The sequence below is a fragment of the Variovorax sp. 05N34 genome (genome assembly GCF_056397405.1).
In genome coordinates, this window is sequence record NZ_JBFTNI010000004.1 from 376,106 (window position 1) to 393,316 (window position 17,211).

Annotated in this window: 12 protein-coding genes and 1 tRNA gene; 6 read left to right on the forward strand and 7 right to left on the reverse strand. The window is 65.0% G+C overall.

The window, feature by feature from the left end; translation table 11 throughout:
* Positions 1-54 precede the first annotated feature (54 nt).
* Entirely contained in the window at positions 55-870 is an 816-nt protein-coding gene (locus AC1DMA_RS13685) for a GntR family transcriptional regulator (RefSeq protein ID WP_478144523.1), read from the forward strand.
* Between the two features lie 182 nt (positions 871-1,052).
* On the forward strand, positions 1,053-1,790 hold the full coding sequence (locus tag AC1DMA_RS13690; RefSeq protein WP_478144524.1) for a TIR domain-containing protein: 738 nt from the start codon (positions 1,053-1,055) through the stop codon (positions 1,788-1,790).
* Between the two features lie 23 nt (positions 1,791-1,813).
* On the opposite strand, the gene AC1DMA_RS13695 is transcribed toward AC1DMA_RS13690, so the two are convergent.
* The 7 genes from AC1DMA_RS13695 to AC1DMA_RS13725 all read right to left on the reverse strand — a co-directional run bounded on the left by AC1DMA_RS13695 (position 1,814) and on the right by AC1DMA_RS13725 (position 8,138).
* Positions 1,814-1,887, reverse strand: a tRNA-Gly gene (locus AC1DMA_RS13695).
* 64 nt (positions 1,888-1,951) lie between these two features.
* Positions 1,952-2,464 carry a 2'-5' RNA ligase family protein gene (locus AC1DMA_RS13700; protein ID WP_478144525.1) on the reverse strand — a complete coding sequence of 171 codons (513 nt, stop codon included), beginning with the start codon at positions 2,462-2,464 and terminating at the stop codon, positions 1,952-1,954.
* Positions 2,461-3,396: an SMP-30/gluconolactonase/LRE family protein gene (locus AC1DMA_RS13705; protein ID WP_478144526.1), complete on the reverse strand. Its 936-nt coding sequence runs from the start codon at positions 3,394-3,396 to the stop codon at positions 2,461-2,463. The genes AC1DMA_RS13700 and AC1DMA_RS13705 overlap by 4 nt, the downstream gene beginning before the upstream one ends.
* A gap of 31 nt (positions 3,397-3,427) precedes the next feature.
* Positions 3,428-4,396, reverse strand: a complete 969-nt coding sequence (locus AC1DMA_RS13710) for an ABC transporter permease (RefSeq protein ID WP_478144527.1) — start codon at positions 4,394-4,396, stop codon at positions 3,428-3,430.
* A gap of 109 nt (positions 4,397-4,505) precedes the next feature.
* Positions 4,506-5,492: an ABC transporter permease gene (locus tag AC1DMA_RS13715; RefSeq protein ID WP_478144528.1), complete on the reverse strand. Its 987-nt coding sequence runs from the start codon at positions 5,490-5,492 to the stop codon at positions 4,506-4,508.
* Positions 5,489-7,009, reverse strand: coding sequence for a sugar ABC transporter ATP-binding protein (locus tag AC1DMA_RS13720; protein WP_478144529.1), 1,521 nt, complete (start codon positions 7,007-7,009; stop codon positions 5,489-5,491). The genes AC1DMA_RS13715 and AC1DMA_RS13720 overlap by 4 nt, the downstream gene beginning before the upstream one ends.
* 7 nt (positions 7,010-7,016) lie before the next feature.
* Entirely contained in the window at positions 7,017-8,138 is a 1,122-nt protein-coding gene (locus AC1DMA_RS13725; protein ID WP_478144530.1) for a sugar ABC transporter substrate-binding protein, read from the reverse strand.
* A gap of 200 nt (positions 8,139-8,338) precedes the next feature.
* On the opposite strand from AC1DMA_RS13725, the gene AC1DMA_RS13730 reads away from it, so the two are divergent.
* Genes AC1DMA_RS13730 through AC1DMA_RS13745 form a run of 4 tightly spaced genes read left to right on the forward strand, consistent with a single transcriptional unit; the run spans position 8,339 to position 17,203 of the window.
* Entirely contained in the window at positions 8,339-9,310 is a 972-nt protein-coding gene (locus AC1DMA_RS13730; protein ID WP_478144531.1) for a diguanylate cyclase domain-containing protein, read from the forward strand.
* A gap of 8 nt (positions 9,311-9,318) precedes the next feature.
* The gene (locus AC1DMA_RS13735; protein WP_478144532.1) at positions 9,319-13,491 is read left to right on the forward strand and encodes a CHASE domain-containing hybrid sensor histidine kinase/response regulator; all 4,173 of its coding nucleotides are present in this window, start codon (positions 9,319-9,321) and stop codon (positions 13,489-13,491) included.
* A 59-nt stretch (positions 13,492-13,550) separates the two neighbouring features.
* On the forward strand, positions 13,551-16,187 hold the full coding sequence (alaS, locus tag AC1DMA_RS13740) for an alanine--tRNA ligase (RefSeq protein WP_478144533.1): 2,637 nt from the start codon (positions 13,551-13,553) through the stop codon (positions 16,185-16,187).
* On the forward strand, positions 16,184-17,203 hold the full coding sequence (locus AC1DMA_RS13745) for a 2-dehydropantoate 2-reductase (protein ID WP_478144534.1): 1,020 nt from the start codon (positions 16,184-16,186) through the stop codon (positions 17,201-17,203). The genes alaS and AC1DMA_RS13745 overlap by 4 nt, the downstream gene beginning before the upstream one ends.
* Positions 17,204-17,211 lie beyond the last annotated feature (8 nt).

Below are 17,211 nucleotides of genomic sequence, written 5' to 3' on the forward strand. Positions count from 1 at the left end.
TGTATTGAGAATATCACAACATAACGACAAGTCAACAAGCTATGCTCACGCCTCATGAACACCGAGACCGCGGCAAATCCCATGAACAGCGCACGCGGCACGGCGCTGCACCGGCAAATCTTCCTGGTGCTGCGCGATGAGATTTCGCGAGGTCTGTTCGCCGGTGGCGCACTGCCGGGCGAGGAGCAGTTGTGCGAGCGTTTCGGTGTCTCCCGCATCACAGTGCGGCGTGCGCTGAGTGACTTGGCCGCGCTCGGGCTGGTGGAGCGACGCCACGGCCGCGGCACCTTCGTGCGGGGAGGCGCTGGCGCGTCGTGGCGGCCGGCGCCGAGCCTGGGCGTGATCGACAGCCTGCGCAAGACTGCGATCGAGACGGTGGTGCGCGTGTTGGACGTGGTGCAGACCGTGCCGCCAGCCGACGTGGCGCGCCTCTTGGAACTGGCACCCGCCGAGAAGGCCGTGCATGCGCTGCGCGTGCGGTCCAACCGCGACGGCAGGCCTGCGATGCTGACCGATGCCTGGGTGCCCGTGGCCATCGGCCGCCGCGCGACCGAGGCCGCCCTGAAGAAACGTGCGCTCTACGAGATCCTGATGGCCCAGGGCGTGAAGTTCGGCCGAGTGGTGCAGGAGATCAGTGCCACCGTGGCCGACCCTCAGCGTGCCGCTCTGCTACAGACCGAGGTGGGCGGCCCCTTGCTCAAGCTGGTGCGGCTGATGCACGACCTGGAGGAGCGCCCGGTGCTGCATCTCACGGCGCACATGGTGGCCGAGCGGGCGACCATCCTCATGGAGATACCGGCCGCCACTGTCAACACGCTCACGGCCGGGCGCATCGTGCTGGATGCGCCAGGCTCGGGCACTGCGGATTGAGGCAGCCACAGCGGTGGCTGCGGGTTCCTACACATCCGCCAAGCCAGCGTCCGACTCGGAGCGGCTGGCGGAATGCGTTTCCAAATTCAGAGAGGCATCCTTTTTGACTATCAAAACCGCCATTTACAGTTTGGTTGTCGCCAGCCGTGTGTAGGATCTCTGAGCTTGTTTAAAAAGCTCTCATGAAGCCAAAAATATTCATTGGATCCTCCAGGGAGGGTCTTGCAATTGCCAACGCGATTCACTCGAATCTCACCTCCGAGACTGAATGCACCGTTTGGAAAGACGGAGTGTTTCAGCCATCGTCCTCCACGCTCATTGACTTGATGCGGATATTGCGAACGTCCGATTTCGCGATCTTCGTGTTTAGTCCGGACGATGTCTCGATGATGCGAGACAACACAGACAAGGTCGTCAGGGACAACGTCCTTTTTGAGCTTGGCTTGTTCATCGGTCGACTCGGCCCGGAGCGTTGCTTTTTCCTCGTGCCCGACCTGGAGAAGATGCGGCTGCCCACCGATCTTTTCGGTGTGAATCCGACAAAGTATGAGTCTGGCCGGAGCGATTCGAATTGGGAGGCAGCGGTAGATCCGGCCTGTATGCAGATTCTTCGGCTAATCAATCAGCTGAAATCATTTCAGGACAGCGTCGAAGAAGTCGAACCGGAGCACGTGCCGATTGCAAAAGCTTCTGCAGTTGCACGCAGCCGCAAAGCGCCGAAGCCTTCGCAAACGGCGGATGCCGCCAAGTTGACCCTTGAGCCGTATAAAAGATCGTTTCTGCTGAAGGGCAACTCAGATCCGCACCGCGCTCGCCTGCTGGGCTTGGGCTATCTGTCTTTCAACGGGACTTTGCAAGCCTGGGTCATTCCCTGGTCGAGGGAAGAAGAAGCTCGGGCTGATCTTGCCGATCTCTTGTGATCGGAAGCGGAGGCTGTGAGATGTGGAGCGGGCGAAGGGAATCGAACCCTCGTATGAAGCTTGGGAAGCTGCCGTTCTGCCATTGAACTACGCCCGCAGCGGCGTGGATTCTACAGTCGGTCTGGGTCGAAATATGCTGCTTCGGGTTGTTCGCGCCAAGCTTAAGGAGTCAGCGCATAACGCCCCAGCACCTCGTGCTGCACAGGGTAGGGCGGCAACCACGATCGCACGAACAGGAACTCCCGCACGTGCCAGCGCACAGGGGCCATCGGCGGGGCCTCCGCGCCCTGAGCGCGCCGGGCGATCGTGATGTGCGGCTTCCATGCAGCGGGCCGCGCCCAAGGCGAGATGGCCTGGCCGACGGCAGCATGCAGCTGCATCAATCCCGCATGCTCGGCAGGACAAACCACGACGATGCCGCGCGACCACACGGCCGGCCTGTCGAGCGTGAGTTCAAGGCTGCTCTCCTGCAGGCCAGCCAGTGCTTTGCCGATGTCCTCGATCTCGTCGGCGGTGCGTGTGCCGAGCAAGGACAACGTGAGGTGCATGCGATGCGACTTGGGCAGGCGACTTCCCTGAGGCCACGTCCATCGATGCCGATAGGCGTCGAGCGCAGCCTGCACCACGGCGTCTGGCGCGAGCCAGACGTACAGCTCGGGCTCCTGGCGGATCACACGATGGTCGGGCGCGCCGCCGAGCGGGCGTTCAGGTAGACGGCGTAAAGCGACGTCGTGGCGCAAATGAACAAGCGGTTGAGCTTGCGCCCGCCAAAGCAAACGTTGGCGACGGCTTCGGGCAGGTGGATCTTTCCGATCAGTTCGCCGTCGGGTGTGTAGCAGTGCACGCCGGCACCCGCGCTGGTCCACAGGTTGCCGTTCGTGTCCACTCTGAAGCCGTCGAAAAGGCCGTCCTCGCATTGCGCGAACAGCTCGCCGCCCGTCACCGTGCGGCCGTCGTCCCCGACGCGAAAACGCCGGATGTGACGCGGTCCGTCCGGCACGTGCGTGGCGCCTGTGTCGGCGACATACAGCCATTGTTCGTCCGGCGAGAAAGCCAATCCGTTGGGCTGCACGAAGCCATTGGCGACGCGTGTGATGACGCTGAGGTCGGCTTCGATGCGATAGATGCAGCGGTCGCCGATCTCGCTTGGCGCGGCATCGCCTTCGTAGTCGCTGTCGATGCCGTAGCTCGGGTCGGAAAACCAGATGCTGCCGTCCGATTTGACGACCACGTCGTTGGGCGAGTTGAAGCGCTTGCCTTCGAAATGCGAAGCGAGCACGGTGCGCGTGCCGTCGTGCTCGGTGCGCGATACGCAGCGTCCGCGGTGCTCGCACGAGACGAGGCGTCCCTGCTGATCGACGGTGTGGCCGTTGGTGTTCATCGCGGGTTGGCGGAAGACCGACACGGAGCCGTCCGTTTCGTCCCAGCGCATCATGCGGTCGTTGGGAATGTCTGACCACACGAGGTAGCGGCCCGCCGCGAACCATGCCGGCCCTTCGGACCATCGGCAGCCGGTGTAGAGCTTTTCGATCTGTGCGTTGGGAAAAACGAGCTTGCGGAATCGAGGGTCGATCATCTCGACGCCGGGTGCGATTTCGATGGTCATGTGGCGCTCCTCTGTTTGATTGCGGGTCTGGTCAGTTCGATTGGCGGCGGCCGCGTCCGTACACCAGCAGCATCGCGATGATCACCACGCCATAGGTGACCTGGCGGCCCATCTCAGGAATCTGCATCACCGACAGAATGGATTGCAGCAGGGTGATGAGTATGACGCCGACGACGGTTCCGAGATAGGAGCCTTGCCCGCCCAGGATGTTGGTGCCGCCGAGAACGACCGCGGCGATGGCGGGCAGCTGATAGGCATCGCCCATGGCCTGATAAGCCTTGGTCGAATAGCCGGTCAGCAGCACGCCGCACGCGGCCGAGCAGGCGCCGGCAATGACGAAGCACAGCAGGGTCACGCGGCGCGTGTCGATGCCCGACAGGTACGCGGCACGCTCGCGATTGCCGACGGCATAGATCGCCCGGCCCAGCGTCGTGCGATGCAGCATGAACATCGTGGCTGCACCAACGGCGATCCACACCAGCAGTGCGTTCGGAATGCCGAGCAGCGATCGGCCCGTGGCGATCAGGTGCATGGCAGGCGTCGCGCGGTCCTGCGGCGCGAAGCCGCCGGTCTGCACCACGATCAGGCCTTGCGCGACCGCGTTGATGCCGAGCGTGAAGATCATCGACGGCACGCGCAGGTAGGCCACGCCGATGCCGTTGAGCAAGCCGAGCGCGGCACCGCACAGAATGCCGAAAGGGATCGCAAGCAGCTCACCCGTGCCGCCCCACCAGCCCGCCGCGGCCGCCGACATCATTCCGCCAACGGTGACCAGCCATGGCACCGAAAGATCGATGCCGCCCAAGAGGATGACCAGCATGGCGCCCGTCGCGATCACGCCGAGGAACGACGCGATCTGCAACTGCAGCAGCAGGTAGTCGACCGAAAGGAAGTTCTTCGAATAGAGACTGCCGATCAGCAGCAGCGCGACCGTACACAAGGCACCCGCCAGCACCGGAAGATGCCCTGAACGCCTGAGTCGAACCGCCAGCGTCGTCATGGCCTCGTCGGGAAATACCGCGGAACCGGCTTTGCCGGGCCGCTGGTATTGCCCCCTGCAAGGGGGTGTGCGGCCACACGAAGTGGGCAAGCCTGGGGGTGTTTCATGGCTATTTGAAGAGATCGAGCCGGTTGTTGATCTTGAGCAGGCGAATCGATCCGAAGCTCACGGCCGTCAGCAGGATGACACCCTGGAAGAGCGGCTGCCAGAGTGGCTCGAGGTCGAAGACGAACAGAAGATCGCCGATGGTGCGGAGCACGAAGGCGCCGAAGATCGAGCCGATGGCGCTGCCCGCGCCACCTGAAAGCACAGTGCCGCCAATGACGACGGCCGCGATCGAGTTCAGCGTATAGACGCCGCCGATGGCCGAAGACGCTTCTCCCGAATAGGTCACGAAGGTCAGCAGCAGCCCACCGATGGCCGCCAGAAGGCTCGCGAGCGTGTAGGTGATGATCTTCGTGCGGCCGATCGCCACGCCCGACATGTAGCTTGCGTTCTCCGACGATCCGATCGCCATGGCTGCGCGGCCAGTGGCCGAGTGCCGATAAGGCACCCATATCAACAACACGACACCCACGAGCACGACCAGCATGGTGGGGATACCGCCCGGCAATGCGCCGGTCAGTGCATCGGCGAGGTCGGCCTGCACATCGCCGCCGGGCACGGGGCGCAGGCCAAGCGCGAGCCCGAAGTACACGATGCCGGTGGCCAGCGTCGTGATGATCGGCTGCAAGCGCCCGTACACGATGATGACGCCGTTGATGAAGCCGCACAGCGCGCCGCTCGCCAGCACCGCCACGATGCCCATCCCCGCCTGCAGCGGCGTCCCGATCACGAGATGCGACGCCAGGCAGTTGGCAAGAACGAACACCATTCCGACCGAGAGATCGATGCCCGCGGTGAGCACCGGCAGTGTCTGCGCCATCGCGACGATGGCGAGCAGCACGCCCTTGTTTGCCGCCGTGGTCAGGACCGCCGCATTCCAGCCGACCGGATGCTTGGTGATGTACAGCGCAAAGATCACGACGAACATCGCCATCGTCGCGAAGGTGGCGCGGTGTTCGCGCAGATGAAAGTGCCAGTCAGGACGCATCATGCCGCCGCCGTTTCGAGGTTGAGGGCGCTCGACACCAGCGCCCGTTCGGTCAGCTCGGCACCTGCCAGCCAACGCACGATGCGGCCGTCGAAGAACACGGCGACCCGATCGCAGCAGCCGATCAGCTCGGCGTAGTCGGTCGAATAGAGCACCACCGCCGCGCCCTCATCGGCGAGATTGCGAATCAGCGCGTACATCTCCTGCTTCGTGCCGACGTCGATGCCACGGGTCGGATCGCTCAGCAGCAGGATGCGCGGGGAGTTGATCAGCCATTTGCCGATCACCACCTTCTGCTGGTTGCCGCCGGACAGATTGCCGACGGCGTCACCCGTCTCGGCCACCTTGATCGACAGGCGCCGCACCATGCCCGAAACGGCCTTGTCTTCTTCCGCCGGCAGCAGCACGCCGCCGCGGCTGAGCCGATCGAGCGCAGCAAGGCTCAGGTTGTCATTGACCGACATGGGCAGCATGAGCCCATCGGTCTTGCGGTCTTCCGGCACCAGCGCCATGCCCAGTTCCGGCCTTTTGGCTTGGCGCGGGTCACGCACCCGAACCGGCTTGCCGTCGAGCAGGACTTCACCGCTCACTCCGCGAAGCACGCCGAAGAGCGCGAGAAAGAGTTCGCGCTGGCCTTGGCCGTCCAGCCCACCGAGCCCGACGATCTCGCCAGGCCAGACCTCGAGGTCGATGTCGTGCAGCTTCGAACTCCACGAAAGGCCGCGTGTTTCCAGCGCCGGGGCACCGGTGGCGGTCACGGCGCGCGGCGGCGGTTTGGGCGGGAACGCATGCTCGATGTCCCGGCCGATCATCATCTCGATCGTCTCGGCATTGCTGCGCGTGCCGGCCTCGAAGGTCGCGACGTGGCTGCCGTTGCGAAACACCGAGCAATCGTCCGCCAGCTCGGTGATCTCGTTCATGCGGTGCGAGATATAGACGATCGCCAGTCCCTCGCTGCGCAGCCGCTTGAGCAGCGCGAACACGCGCCGGACGTCGGCCGCGGTCAGTGCTGAAGTCGCTTCGTCGAGGATCAGGATCTTCGGGTCGCGAGCCAGCGCCTTCGAGATCTCCACCATCTGCCGCCGCGACAAGGTCAGGCTCTCGACCGGCGCGAGCGGATGAATGTCCTCGGCCCCGGCACGCGCCAGCGCCGCTTCGGCAATCCGCCGTTGCGCGGCGCGGTCGATGAGGCCGAGCCGCCGCGGTGGGTTGGTGATGCAGATGTTGTCGGCCACGCTCAGGTCGGGCATCAACGACAGCTCCTGGAAGATGCACGCGATGCCGGCCGAGACCGCTTCTTGCGGATGCGCGAAACGGCGCTCCACGCCTTCGAGCACGATGCGGCCTTCGTCGGGCTGCACCACGCCCGCCATCATCTTGATCAGCGTCGACTTGCCCGCGCCGTTTTCGCCGAGCACCGCATGAATGCGCCCCGGCGCGCAGGAAAAACTCGCGTGCTCCAGCGCTCGCACGCCGCCGTAGCGCTTCGAGACGTCGATCAGGCGAAGGATCGGTTCCAAGGCGGAATCAGTTGTTCTTCTCGTCCTTGGACATGATGTCGGTCGCCTTCAGGTTCACATCGCAAGGCGGGAAGTCGTTGGTGGTGAAGAAGTTGTCCGTCAGGTCGGGGAAGTAGTTCTGGCCGGCCTTGAAATCGGGATGCGTCGCCACCGGGATCGGCACCGAGATCATCTGCGGCATCACCTTGCCTTGCAGCGCTGCCACAGCCGCCTTCATCGAAATAGCGACCAGGCCCGGGGACTGCCCGAGCGAGGCGCAGAGCAGGCCTTCCTTGGCGTGCTCCACGCACAGCTTGCGGAAGCCGTTCTCGGCCTCGCCAGCGACCGGAATCATCTTGTGCTTCGCGTCGATCAGCGCGCGCACCGCGCCGGTCGATCCGCCCTGCACGAACATCCCGTCGAAGTTCTTGTGGACTGCCACGGCATCCGCCACAGCCTTCTGGGCGGTGCCGTCGTCCCAGTTGCCGACCACCTCGACGACCTCGAACTTGTTGCCGGGCGCCTCCACCACCTTGCGGAACCCGAGGTGGCGGTCACGGTCCACCGAATTGCCCGGCACGCCGCGCACTTCAAGCAGCTTGCCGCTCTTGCTCGGGATGTTCTTTACCAGCCATTCGCCGGATTGCTGGCCGATCGCGAGCTGGTCTTCGTTGACCATCATGACCTGATCGCTGTCGAGCACGTTGTCGAAAGGCACGACCACAACGCCCGCCGCGTTGGCGCGCTTGATGACTGGCGCGAAAGCCGTTGGATTGACCGCGATCGTCACGATGGCGTCGTAGCCCGAGTTGATGAAGTTGTCGATCGCAGCGATCTGTGCGGCCACGTCCGTGCCGGTCGAGACGATCTTGAATTCCTTGATCTGCGATTTCATCTCCGGCGTCGCCGCGTAGGCCTTTGCCATCTTGATCATCTGGATGCGCCAGGTGTTGCCGACGAAGCCGTTCGCAAGGGCGATCCGATACGGCCCTTTCTTGGCGGGCCACTGGAAGTACTTCGTGTTCGCGTCCCATGGTTTGAAGCACGCCGGGTTCTCGCCAGGCCCGCTGACGACCGAAGGGCCGGCCGCGAGCGCGGAAGTTGCAACCAATGCCGCAGCCGCGGCCACCATGCCAAAGCGTAAAGTCATTGCCGTCTCCTGTTGTATCGGATCTGGGCCTGGTTGCGCGGTACCGGCCACGGGCATCACAACGCCGCGCATACCCGCACACCGGGCGGTGCGCGAGTTGCCCGATCATCATATGAATTCGTTGCCTTTTGACCGGCTTGGGACATACCCTTGCACGCACCGAAGTAACCTCTGCTTGCAGGTTGCGGCAGAATTCAGCGATGAAGAAACTTCCTGTCGAAGCGAGCTTGCTTCTCGTCGATGACGATCCTTCCGTCATCCAGGTTTTGAGTCGGATACTTTCGGATTACACGACCGTCCGGTTCGCGACCAGCGGTACCGATGCGCTGTTGCTCAGCAAGCAGGCACGGCCCGATCTGATCCTGCTGGACGCGCAGATGGGCGACATGAGCGGCCTTCAAGTCTGCGAGGCCCTGAAGGCCGATCCTTCGCTCGCCGATGTGCCCGTGATCTTCGTGAGCAGCCACCAGGAATCGGCGCTCGAAGTCGCCGTCCTGGAAATGGGCGCCGTCGATTTCATCCGCAAGCCTTTCAACGCCCAGCAGGTGCTCGCGCGCGTAAACACGCAGCTCAAGCTGAAGCGGCTTTCAGACGACTTGCGCCGTCTTTCGCGCGTCGATGCGCTCACGGGATTGCCCAACGAGCGTGCCTTTGCGGAGACCATGGCACGCGAGATCGCCCGCGCGGAAGAGGCCGGGAAGGACATCGCGCTGGTGCTGTTCGAAGCCGATTTCTTCCAGTCCTTCGAGGCCCTGTACGACCGCAAGGCGGCGGACGCTTGTCTCGCCGCGATCGGCGACGCATTGCGACGCAGCGTGCGCCGTCCCGGCGACTTCGCGATGAAGCTGGATCGCGAACGATTCGCGCTGGTTCTTCCCGATACATCGGCCAAGGATGCGCTGCACGTCGCCAACCGCGTCCTGCGCGCGGTGGAAGTGCTGGACATCAGCCACCAGGGCTCCGCGGTGTCGCGGCATGTGACCTGCAGTGCAGGCGCGGCATGCCTCGACGCTGCTGCCCGAGGCGCGCTCTCCGCGGCAGGTGCGGCCCCCGGCGAAGCGCTGGCGGCCGCAGCCGGCGCTGCGCTCGCAGCGGCGGCAAGCGCAGGGCGCGCACAAGCCGCTTTGCAGGCGCCGGCGGCCGCGCCAGAGCCAGGCGCCGAGGCGGACTGAGCCTCGCTGTGGGCCTTCGCCACTCCGCTCGATCGCTGATCTGGCTTGTCGTCGGCCTTTGCGGGGCAGGGGGCGCTGCGCTGTGGCAGGCCAACTACAACGAAACACTGTCGCAGGAGCGCTTCGATGCGCTCTCGCGCCGTGCCGTCGAGCAGGTGAGTTCGCGCATGCATGCCTATGAGACCGGCCTGCTGGGTGTGCGCGGTGCCGTCATTGCGGCGGGCGGCGAGACCGGCATTGCCCGGCTGCGCTTTGCGCAGTCCATAGCCTCGCGCGACCTGGGGCGGGAATTTCCCGGTTCGGGCGGCTTCGGATTCATCCGCCGTGTGCCCGTCGCCCAGGAAGCTGCATTCGTCGCCGCCGCGCGCCTCGACGGCAAGCCCGATTTCCAGATCCGGCAGTTGGGCACGAACGATGGCGAGCGCTTCGTCATCCAGTATCTCGAACCTCTCGATGCATCGAGTCCCGCAATCGGACTCGACATCGCGTCCGAGCCGCACCGGCGCGCGGCAGCGGAGGCCGCCATGCGGACCGGCGAGATGACGCTGACCGCGCCGATCACATTGGTGCAGGCGCCGAATGCGCCTCGCGTGGCGCGCTCGGTCGCACTGCTGCTGCCGGTCTATCGCGCCGATGCGCAACTTGGGAGGCTCCAGCAGCGCCAGCGCCGTTCCGCCGCGGCGCGCGGAGGACCGGATGACGTGATCGGCTGGGTCTACTCGCCGCTGCTGATCAATGAAGTGTTGAAGGGGTTCGACTACCAGGACGGCGAATTCGCGATGACCTTGGTCGACGCGACGCCCGGCGCCACGCCCGAGCGCTTCTTCATGTCGCCGGGGCGGATCGGTGCGCAGCCCGAAGCGCTCAAGCGCGCGCTCCCGCTGCAGCTTTATGGCAGAACGTGGATGGTGGAGGTGAGCGCGCAACCGCCGTTCGTCACGGCACTGAACCTGCGCAGTCCCTTGGCTGTCTTCCTGATCGGCGCGATGCTGGCGCTGCTTCTGGCGCTCGTGTCTTTCATCGAGCAGTTGAACCGGCGCCGCAGCGCGCTCGCCGGCGTGCAGCAGTCACGGCTCGCGGCCATCGTGACTAGTTCGAACGACGCTGTCATCGGGCTGCGCCTCGACGGCACGATCACCGACTGGAACGCCGCCGCCAGCAAGATCTTCGGCTACAGCATCGAGGAAGCCCTGGGCAAACCCATACAGGCGCTGCTGCTGCCGCCCGATCATGTCGGAGAAGAAGAGACGCTGCTGCGCCATATGGCGGAAGGCAAGTCGGTTGCCGCGTTCGAGACCTTCCGGCGCCACCGTGACGGCTCCCCCGTGGCGGTCTCTGTCGCGGCGGCGCCGATCCGCTCGGCGCGAGGCCACGTCGTGGGCGCGGCCGAAACGGTGCGCGACATCACGCACGAGAAGGCGAGCAAGGCGCACATCCTCGAACTCAATGCGACGCTCGAACAGCAGGTGCTCGAACGCACCGCGCAGCTGGTGGCGCTGTCGACGCGCGAGCGCGCGATCCTCGAAGGCGCGGCCAGCGCGATCATCGCAACCGACGTCAAGGGCATGGTGACGCTGTTCAACCCCGCCGCGGAGGCACTGCTGGGCTATTCGGCTGCCGAGGTGGTCGATCGCATGGAGATGAACAGCTTCCATGACGCGATCGAAATCCATGGACGCTCCGTTGCGCTCACCACCGAACTGGGCCGTCCGCTGGAAGTGTGCGAGGTGTTCGCGCCGGCAGCGGGCACGGGCCGCGCACAGCCGAGGGAGTGGACCTATGTGCGCAAGGACCGCACCCGCGTCCTTGTGCATCTGAACGTGAGCCCGCTGCGGGATGCCGCCGGCACGGTGATCGGCTTCATCGCCATCGCGACCGATCTCTCCCAGCGCAAGGCCGCCGAAGAAAGAGTGCGCAACAACGAGCGCTTCATGCGCATCGTGACCGACAACATCCCTGGTGTCGTCGCCTACTGGACGCGCGACCTGCGCTGTACCTTCGCCAACAGTGCGCATCTGCGATGGATGGGGCACACGGCGAGGCAGATGATCGGCATGACGTGGACCGAATTGCTCGGGCCGGAAATCTCCCGCATCAACGAGCCCTATGTGCGCTCGGCACTTGCCGGAAAGGACCAGCGCGTGATGCGCACGCGCACGGTGGCTGATGGCTCGCTCCTGCACTACTGGCTGCATTTCGTGCCGGACCGTGACGATCAAGGCGTCGTGCAGGGCTTCATTACCGTCGCCGTGGATGTCACTGACATGCGCGAGGCGCAGGAGCAATTGGAGCGACTGAATCTGGCGCTGAACGAGCGCAGCGCGCAGGCGGAGTCGGCGAGCAAGGCGAAGAGCGAGTTCCTGGCGAATATGAGCCATGAAATCCGCTCGCCGCTCAACACCGTCATCGGATTGGCGTACCTGCTGCGGCAGACTGAACTGGACGATCGGCAGCGCGATTTCCTGCAGAAGATCGACACCGCGGGCAATGCGCTGCTGGGCGTCATCAACGACATCCTGGACATCTCGAAGATCGAAGCCGGCGAGATGGTGCTGGACCAGTCCGACTTCGGCTTGCGCGGACTGCTCGAAGACGTGATCGCCATGACGACGATGGGCGCCGCCAGCAAGGGGATCGCGCTGCAGCTGAATGGGGAACCCGATCTGCCGGCATGCCTGCATGGCGACGTCACGCGCATCCGGCAGATTCTCGTCAACCTGCTGAGCAACGCCGTCAAGTTCACCGCCAAGGGGACGGTGCGGCTTTCCGCGAGCGTGCAAGAAGGATTGCAGGACGGAGTGCCGGACCGAGTGCGCCTGCGGCTTGCCGTCACGGACACAGGCATCGGTATCGAGCCCGAGGTTCTCGACCGGCTCTTCATGCCTTTCACGCAGGCCGACACATCGACGACACGGCGCTTCGGCGGCACGGGGCTCGGCTTGTCGATCGTCAAGCAACTCACCGAACTGATGGGCGGCGAGTTCGGCGTGGAGAGCATGCCGGGAAGTGGAAGCACGTTCTGGGTGGTCCTGCCGCTGGACGTCGTGAGTGAAGACGCCATGGCGCCAGCTGCATCGGGCGGCGGCCTGCAAGAGCGGCGGCTTTCGGGAATGCGCATCCTCGTCGTGGACGACAGTCCTGTCAACCTGGAGGTATGCCAGCACATCCTCGAACGCGAAGGCGCTCGCATCGGCGTTGCATCGGACGGTCGCGAGGCGGTCGAGCGGCTGCGCATGGAGCCGCACGGATTCGATGCGGTGCTGATGGACGTCCACATGCCGATCCTCGATGGCAACGAGGCCACGCGGCTGATTCGCGGCGAACTCGGCCTGCATGCGCTGCCGGTGATTGCGCTGACGGCGAGTGCGCTCATCGCGGAGAGAGAGCGTGTGCTGGAAGCCGGCATGAATGACTTTGTGACCAAACCCTTCGATGTCGACGCCTTGGTGCGCACGGTGCGTCGTTGCGCAGGGTGGGGCAATGCCGCTTCTGCACCGGCGACGCGAGCAACGGCGGTCGCGGCCCCACTGCCCTCGGATTGGCCCGCGATCGAAGGCGTCGATGCGGCGGATGCTTTTCGCCGCCTGGGCGGTGACCGGGCGCTTTTTCTCAGCGTCTTGCGCGGCCTGCTGGGCGAGTTCCGGGACTTGGCGGGCGAGACGATCGCGCTGCCGGCCGGCCAGGCGGAGGCGTTGGCCGCGCGGCTGCACAAGCTGCAGGGCAGCGCCGGGCTGATCGGCATCGACCGCGTGCGCCAATCGGCCAGTGCGGGCGAGGCGGCGTTGAAGTCCGGTGACGCCGATCGGGCCGAGCAGGCGCTTCGCGACTTGGGCGCTGCGCTGCGGAGGGTCGATGCATCCGCGCGGCCCTATCTCGAGTCGGCAGAAGCGGACGAAGTCGACGGACCCGACGAAGCCGATGTCACGGACGCACCGCCAGTCGACCCGGAAGGACTCGCGCGGCTGACCGACACCCTGGAAAGTCAGGACTTCGCGGCCATGACCTGCTTCGAGGAGGTGGGCCCGTCGCTGCGTGCCGCGCTAGGGGCGGAACGCTTCGCGGAACTGGACGGCGCGGTCAAGACGCTCCAGTTCAAGAGAGCGGTCGAGATCCTGCGCGCACACGCTGGCGATTTCATGCCCAAACCTATAATCGAATGTTCAAGCAGATCAAGCAGTTAGGTGGGTTCGATGCAGGGGCTGCCCGCAACCGGCCGCCTTAGCAAAAAGCCAAATTCAAGATGAGCCAGCCCACCTTCAGCGTCGCCGACATCCGCAAGTCGTTCCTCGATTTCTTCGCGACCAAGGGCCACACCGTGGTGCCTTCCAGTTCGCTGGTGCCGGGCAACGATCCGACCCTGATGTTCACCAACTCCGGCATGGTGCAGTTCAAGGACGTGTTCCTCGGCAGCGACAAGCGCCCCTATGTGCGCGCCGCATCCGTCCAGGCCTGCCTCCGAGCCGGCGGCAAGCACAACGACCTCGAGAACGTCGGCTACACCGCCCGGCATCACACCTTCTTCGAGATGCTGGGCAACTGGAGCTTCGGCGACTACTTCAAGCGCGAGTCGCTCAAATGGGCATTCGAGCTGCTCACCCAGGTCTACAAGCTGCCGGCCGAGAAGCTCTGGGCCACCGTCTATATCGAAGACGACGAGGCCTACGACATCTGGACCAAGGACATCGGCCTGCCGCCCGAGCGCGTCGTGCGCATCGGCGACAACAAGGGCGGCCGCTATATGTCCGACAACTTCTGGATGATGGCGGACACCGGCCCCTGCGGCCCGTGCAGCGAGATCTTCTACGACCACGGCCCCGGAATCGCAGGCGGCCCGCCCGGCAGCCCCGATGAAGACGGCGACCGCTACATCGAGATCTGGAACAACGTGTTCATGCAGTTCGACATGCAGCCGGACGGCAGCGTCATCCCGCTGCCCGCGCCCTGCGTCGACACCGGCATGGGGCTCGAACGGCTCGCCGCGATCCTGCAGCACGTTCATAGCAACTACGAAATCGATCTGTTCGATGCGCTCATCAAGGCCGCATCGCGCGAGACCGGCGAAAAAGACCTCGGCAACAAGAGCTTGCGCGTGATTGCCGACCATATTCGCGCCACTGCTTTCCTGGTGGCGGACGGCGTGATTCCGTCGAACGAAGGGCGGGGCTACGTGCAGCGCCGCATCGTTCGCCGTGCCATTCGCCACGGCTACAAGCTCGGCCAGAAGAAGCCTTTCTTCCACAAGCTGGTGCCGGATCTGGTCGCGCTGATGGGCGATGCCTATCCCAAGCTGCGCGCGGACGAAACGCGCATCACAGACACCCTGAAGGCCGAGGAAGAGCGCTTCTTCGAGACGCTCGCCAACGGCATGGAAATCCTCGACGCGGCCTTGGCGGACAACGCCAAGGTTCTGCCGGGCGAAGTAGCGTTCAAGCTGCACGACACCTACGGCTTTCCGCTCGATCTTTCGGCCGACGTGTGCCGCGAACGCGGCGTGGCGGTCGATGAGGCGGGCTTCAATGCCGCCATGGATAAGCAGAAGGCGGCCGGCCGCGCGGCGGGCAAGTTCAAGATGGAGCGCGCCGTCGACTACAGCGGCGCGGCCAATGCCTTCACCGGCTACGAGCATCTCGAAGAAAAGGCGACCGTCGTCGCCTTGTACTTCGAAGGCGCACCGGTCCAGCAACTGAACGAAGGCCAGCCGGGCATCGTCGTGCTCGACACCACGCCTTTCTATTCCGAGAGCGGCGGCCAGGTGGGCGACCAGGGCGTGATCGTCGCCGAGGGCGTGCAGTTCGGGGTCGACGACACCCAGAAGATCAAGGCGGACGTCTACGGCCACCACGGCGCGCAGACGCAGGGCACGCTCAAGATCGGCGACAAGGTCACGGCGCGCGTCGACACCGAGCGCCGTGCTGCCACCATGCGCAATCACAGCGTCACCCACTTGATGCACAAGGCACTGCGTGAAGTGCTCGGCGGCCATGTGCAGCAGAAGGGCTCGCTGGTCGATGCCGACAAGACGCGCTTCGACTTTGCGCACAACGCGCCCGTGACGGCCGAGCAGATCGTCGAGATCGAACGGCGCGTGAACGCTGAAATCCTCGCCAACGAGGCCACGCAGGCGCGCGTGATGGACATGGAGTCGGCCCAGAAGACCGGCGCCGTGATGCTCTTCGGCGAGAAGTACGGCGAAACCGTTCGCGTGCTCGACATCGGCAGCAGCCGCGAGCTTTGCGGCGGCACGCACGTTTCGCGCACGGGTGACATCGGTGTCTTCAAGATCGTGAGCGAAGGCGGCGTGGCTGCCGGCGTTCGGCGCATCGAAGCGGTGACCGGTACCAATGCGCTGGCCTACCTGCAGCAGCTCGAATCCACGGTTCACAGTGCGGCGGCGACGCTGAAAGCGCCCGCCTCGGAGCTGCAGGCGCGTCTGGCACAGGTGCTCGAACAGGTGCGCGCGCTGGAGCGCGAAGTGGGCTCGCTCAAAGGCAAGCTGGCTTCGTCGAAGGGCGACGAGCTCCTGGCGCAGGCTGTCGACGTCAATGGCGTCAAGGTGCTTGCGGCAAAGCTCGACGGCGCCGACGCCAAGACGCTGCGCGACACCATGGACAAGCTCAAGGACAAGCTCAAGTCGGCGGCCATCGTGCTCGCAGCGGTCGACGGTTCCAAGGTGCAGATCGCTGCCGGCGTCACGGCCGACACCATGGCCAAGGTCAAGGCCGGCGAGCTGGTCAACTTTGTCGCCCAACAGGTTGGCGGCAAAGGCGGCGGCAAACCCGACATGGCGATGGCCGGCGGCACCGATGCGGCCGGCGTGCCCGCGGCGCTCAAATCGGTGCAAGCCTGGGTCGCCGAACGCCTGCAAGCGAAGGGATGAAGGGCGACGAACTGCCCGTCGATGTCCTCGTGATGGGGGCCGGCACCATCGGGTGTTTCATCGGGGGCAGTTTGGCGGCAGCCGGCGTGCGCGTCGCATTGGTTGGGCGCCCCCGGGTGCTGGGCGCGCTGGCGTCACGCGGCATCACGCTGACGGATCTGGATGGCGCCAGCCGCCACGTCTCGCCGGACATGATCCAGCTTGCCGAGGCGGTACCGCCCGGCATTCGTCCGGGGCTGGTGCTGCTGACAGTGAAAAGCGGCGCGACCGCAGACGCCGCGGCCGAACTTGCCACGCGGCTTCCGGTGAACACCACAGTGCTTTCCCTGCAGAACGGCATCTCGAACGCGGCCGTGGCATTGGAGGCTGCGCCTTCACTCAACATCCTGCCGGCGATGGTGCCCTACAACGTCGCGCAAATCGGACCGGGCGAATTCCATCGCGGAACCGTGGGCCGGCTCGCTGCCAAGGACGACCTGGCGCTTCGACGCTGGGTTGCGGTGTTCGAGCAAGCCGGCGTTCCGATCGATCTGCACGCCAATCTCCTGCCGATCCAGTGGGGCAAGCTGCTGCTCAACCTGAACAATCCGATCAACGCCTTGTCCGGGCTCCCTCTGCGCGAAGAGTTGCTTCAGCGGGGTTATCGCCGCTGCCTCGCCGCGCTGATGGATGAAGCGCTCGCCGAACTCGCGAGGGCCGGCATTCAACCGGCGCAGTTGGCCGCTGTCCCTGCGGCCAAGCTGCCGGGCATCCTGCGGCTGCCGACACCGCTTTTTCGCATCGTCGCGGCCCGCATGTTGCGCATCGATGCGAAGGCGCGTTCGAGCATGGCGGACGATCTGGCGCTGGGCCGCCGCACGGAAATCGATGCGCTGTGCGGCGAGGTGGTGCGGCTCGCCGCTTCGAACAAGTCGAACGCGCCTCGCAACGCAAAGATGGTCGAACTGCTCGAAGCATGGCCGGAGCGCAAGGAGCGCTGGCCGGCTTCACGGCTGATGGCAGAGCTCGGGTTGTAGCCGGGCCA

What these genes read in the sequence shown, in the direction of transcription:
- AC1DMA_RS13715 (WP_478144528.1), bottom strand. Translation starts at nt 5,492, where the DNA reads ATGATGCGTCCTGACTGGCACTTTCATCTGCGCGAACACCGCGCCACC.
- AC1DMA_RS13705 (WP_478144526.1), bottom strand. Translation starts at nt 3,396, where the DNA reads ATGACCATCGAAATCGCACCCGGCGTCGAGATGATCGACCCTCGATTC.
- AC1DMA_RS13725 (WP_478144530.1), bottom strand. Translation starts at nt 8,138, where the DNA reads ATGACTTTACGCTTTGGCATGGTGGCCGCGGCTGCGGCATTGGTTGCA.
- AC1DMA_RS13730 (WP_478144531.1), top strand. Translation starts at nt 8,339, where the DNA reads ATGAAGAAACTTCCTGTCGAAGCGAGCTTGCTTCTCGTCGATGACGAT.
- alaS (WP_478144533.1), top strand. Translation starts at nt 13,551, where the DNA reads ATGAGCCAGCCCACCTTCAGCGTCGCCGACATCCGCAAGTCGTTCCTC.
- AC1DMA_RS13690 (WP_478144524.1), top strand. Translation starts at nt 1,053, where the DNA reads ATGAAGCCAAAAATATTCATTGGATCCTCCAGGGAGGGTCTTGCAATT.
- AC1DMA_RS13745 (WP_478144534.1), top strand. Translation starts at nt 16,184, where the DNA reads ATGAAGGGCGACGAACTGCCCGTCGATGTCCTCGTGATGGGGGCCGGC.
- AC1DMA_RS13685 (WP_478144523.1), top strand. Translation starts at nt 55, where the DNA reads ATGAACACCGAGACCGCGGCAAATCCCATGAACAGCGCACGCGGCACG.
- AC1DMA_RS13710 (WP_478144527.1), bottom strand. Translation starts at nt 4,396, where the DNA reads ATGACGACGCTGGCGGTTCGACTCAGGCGTTCAGGGCATCTTCCGGTG.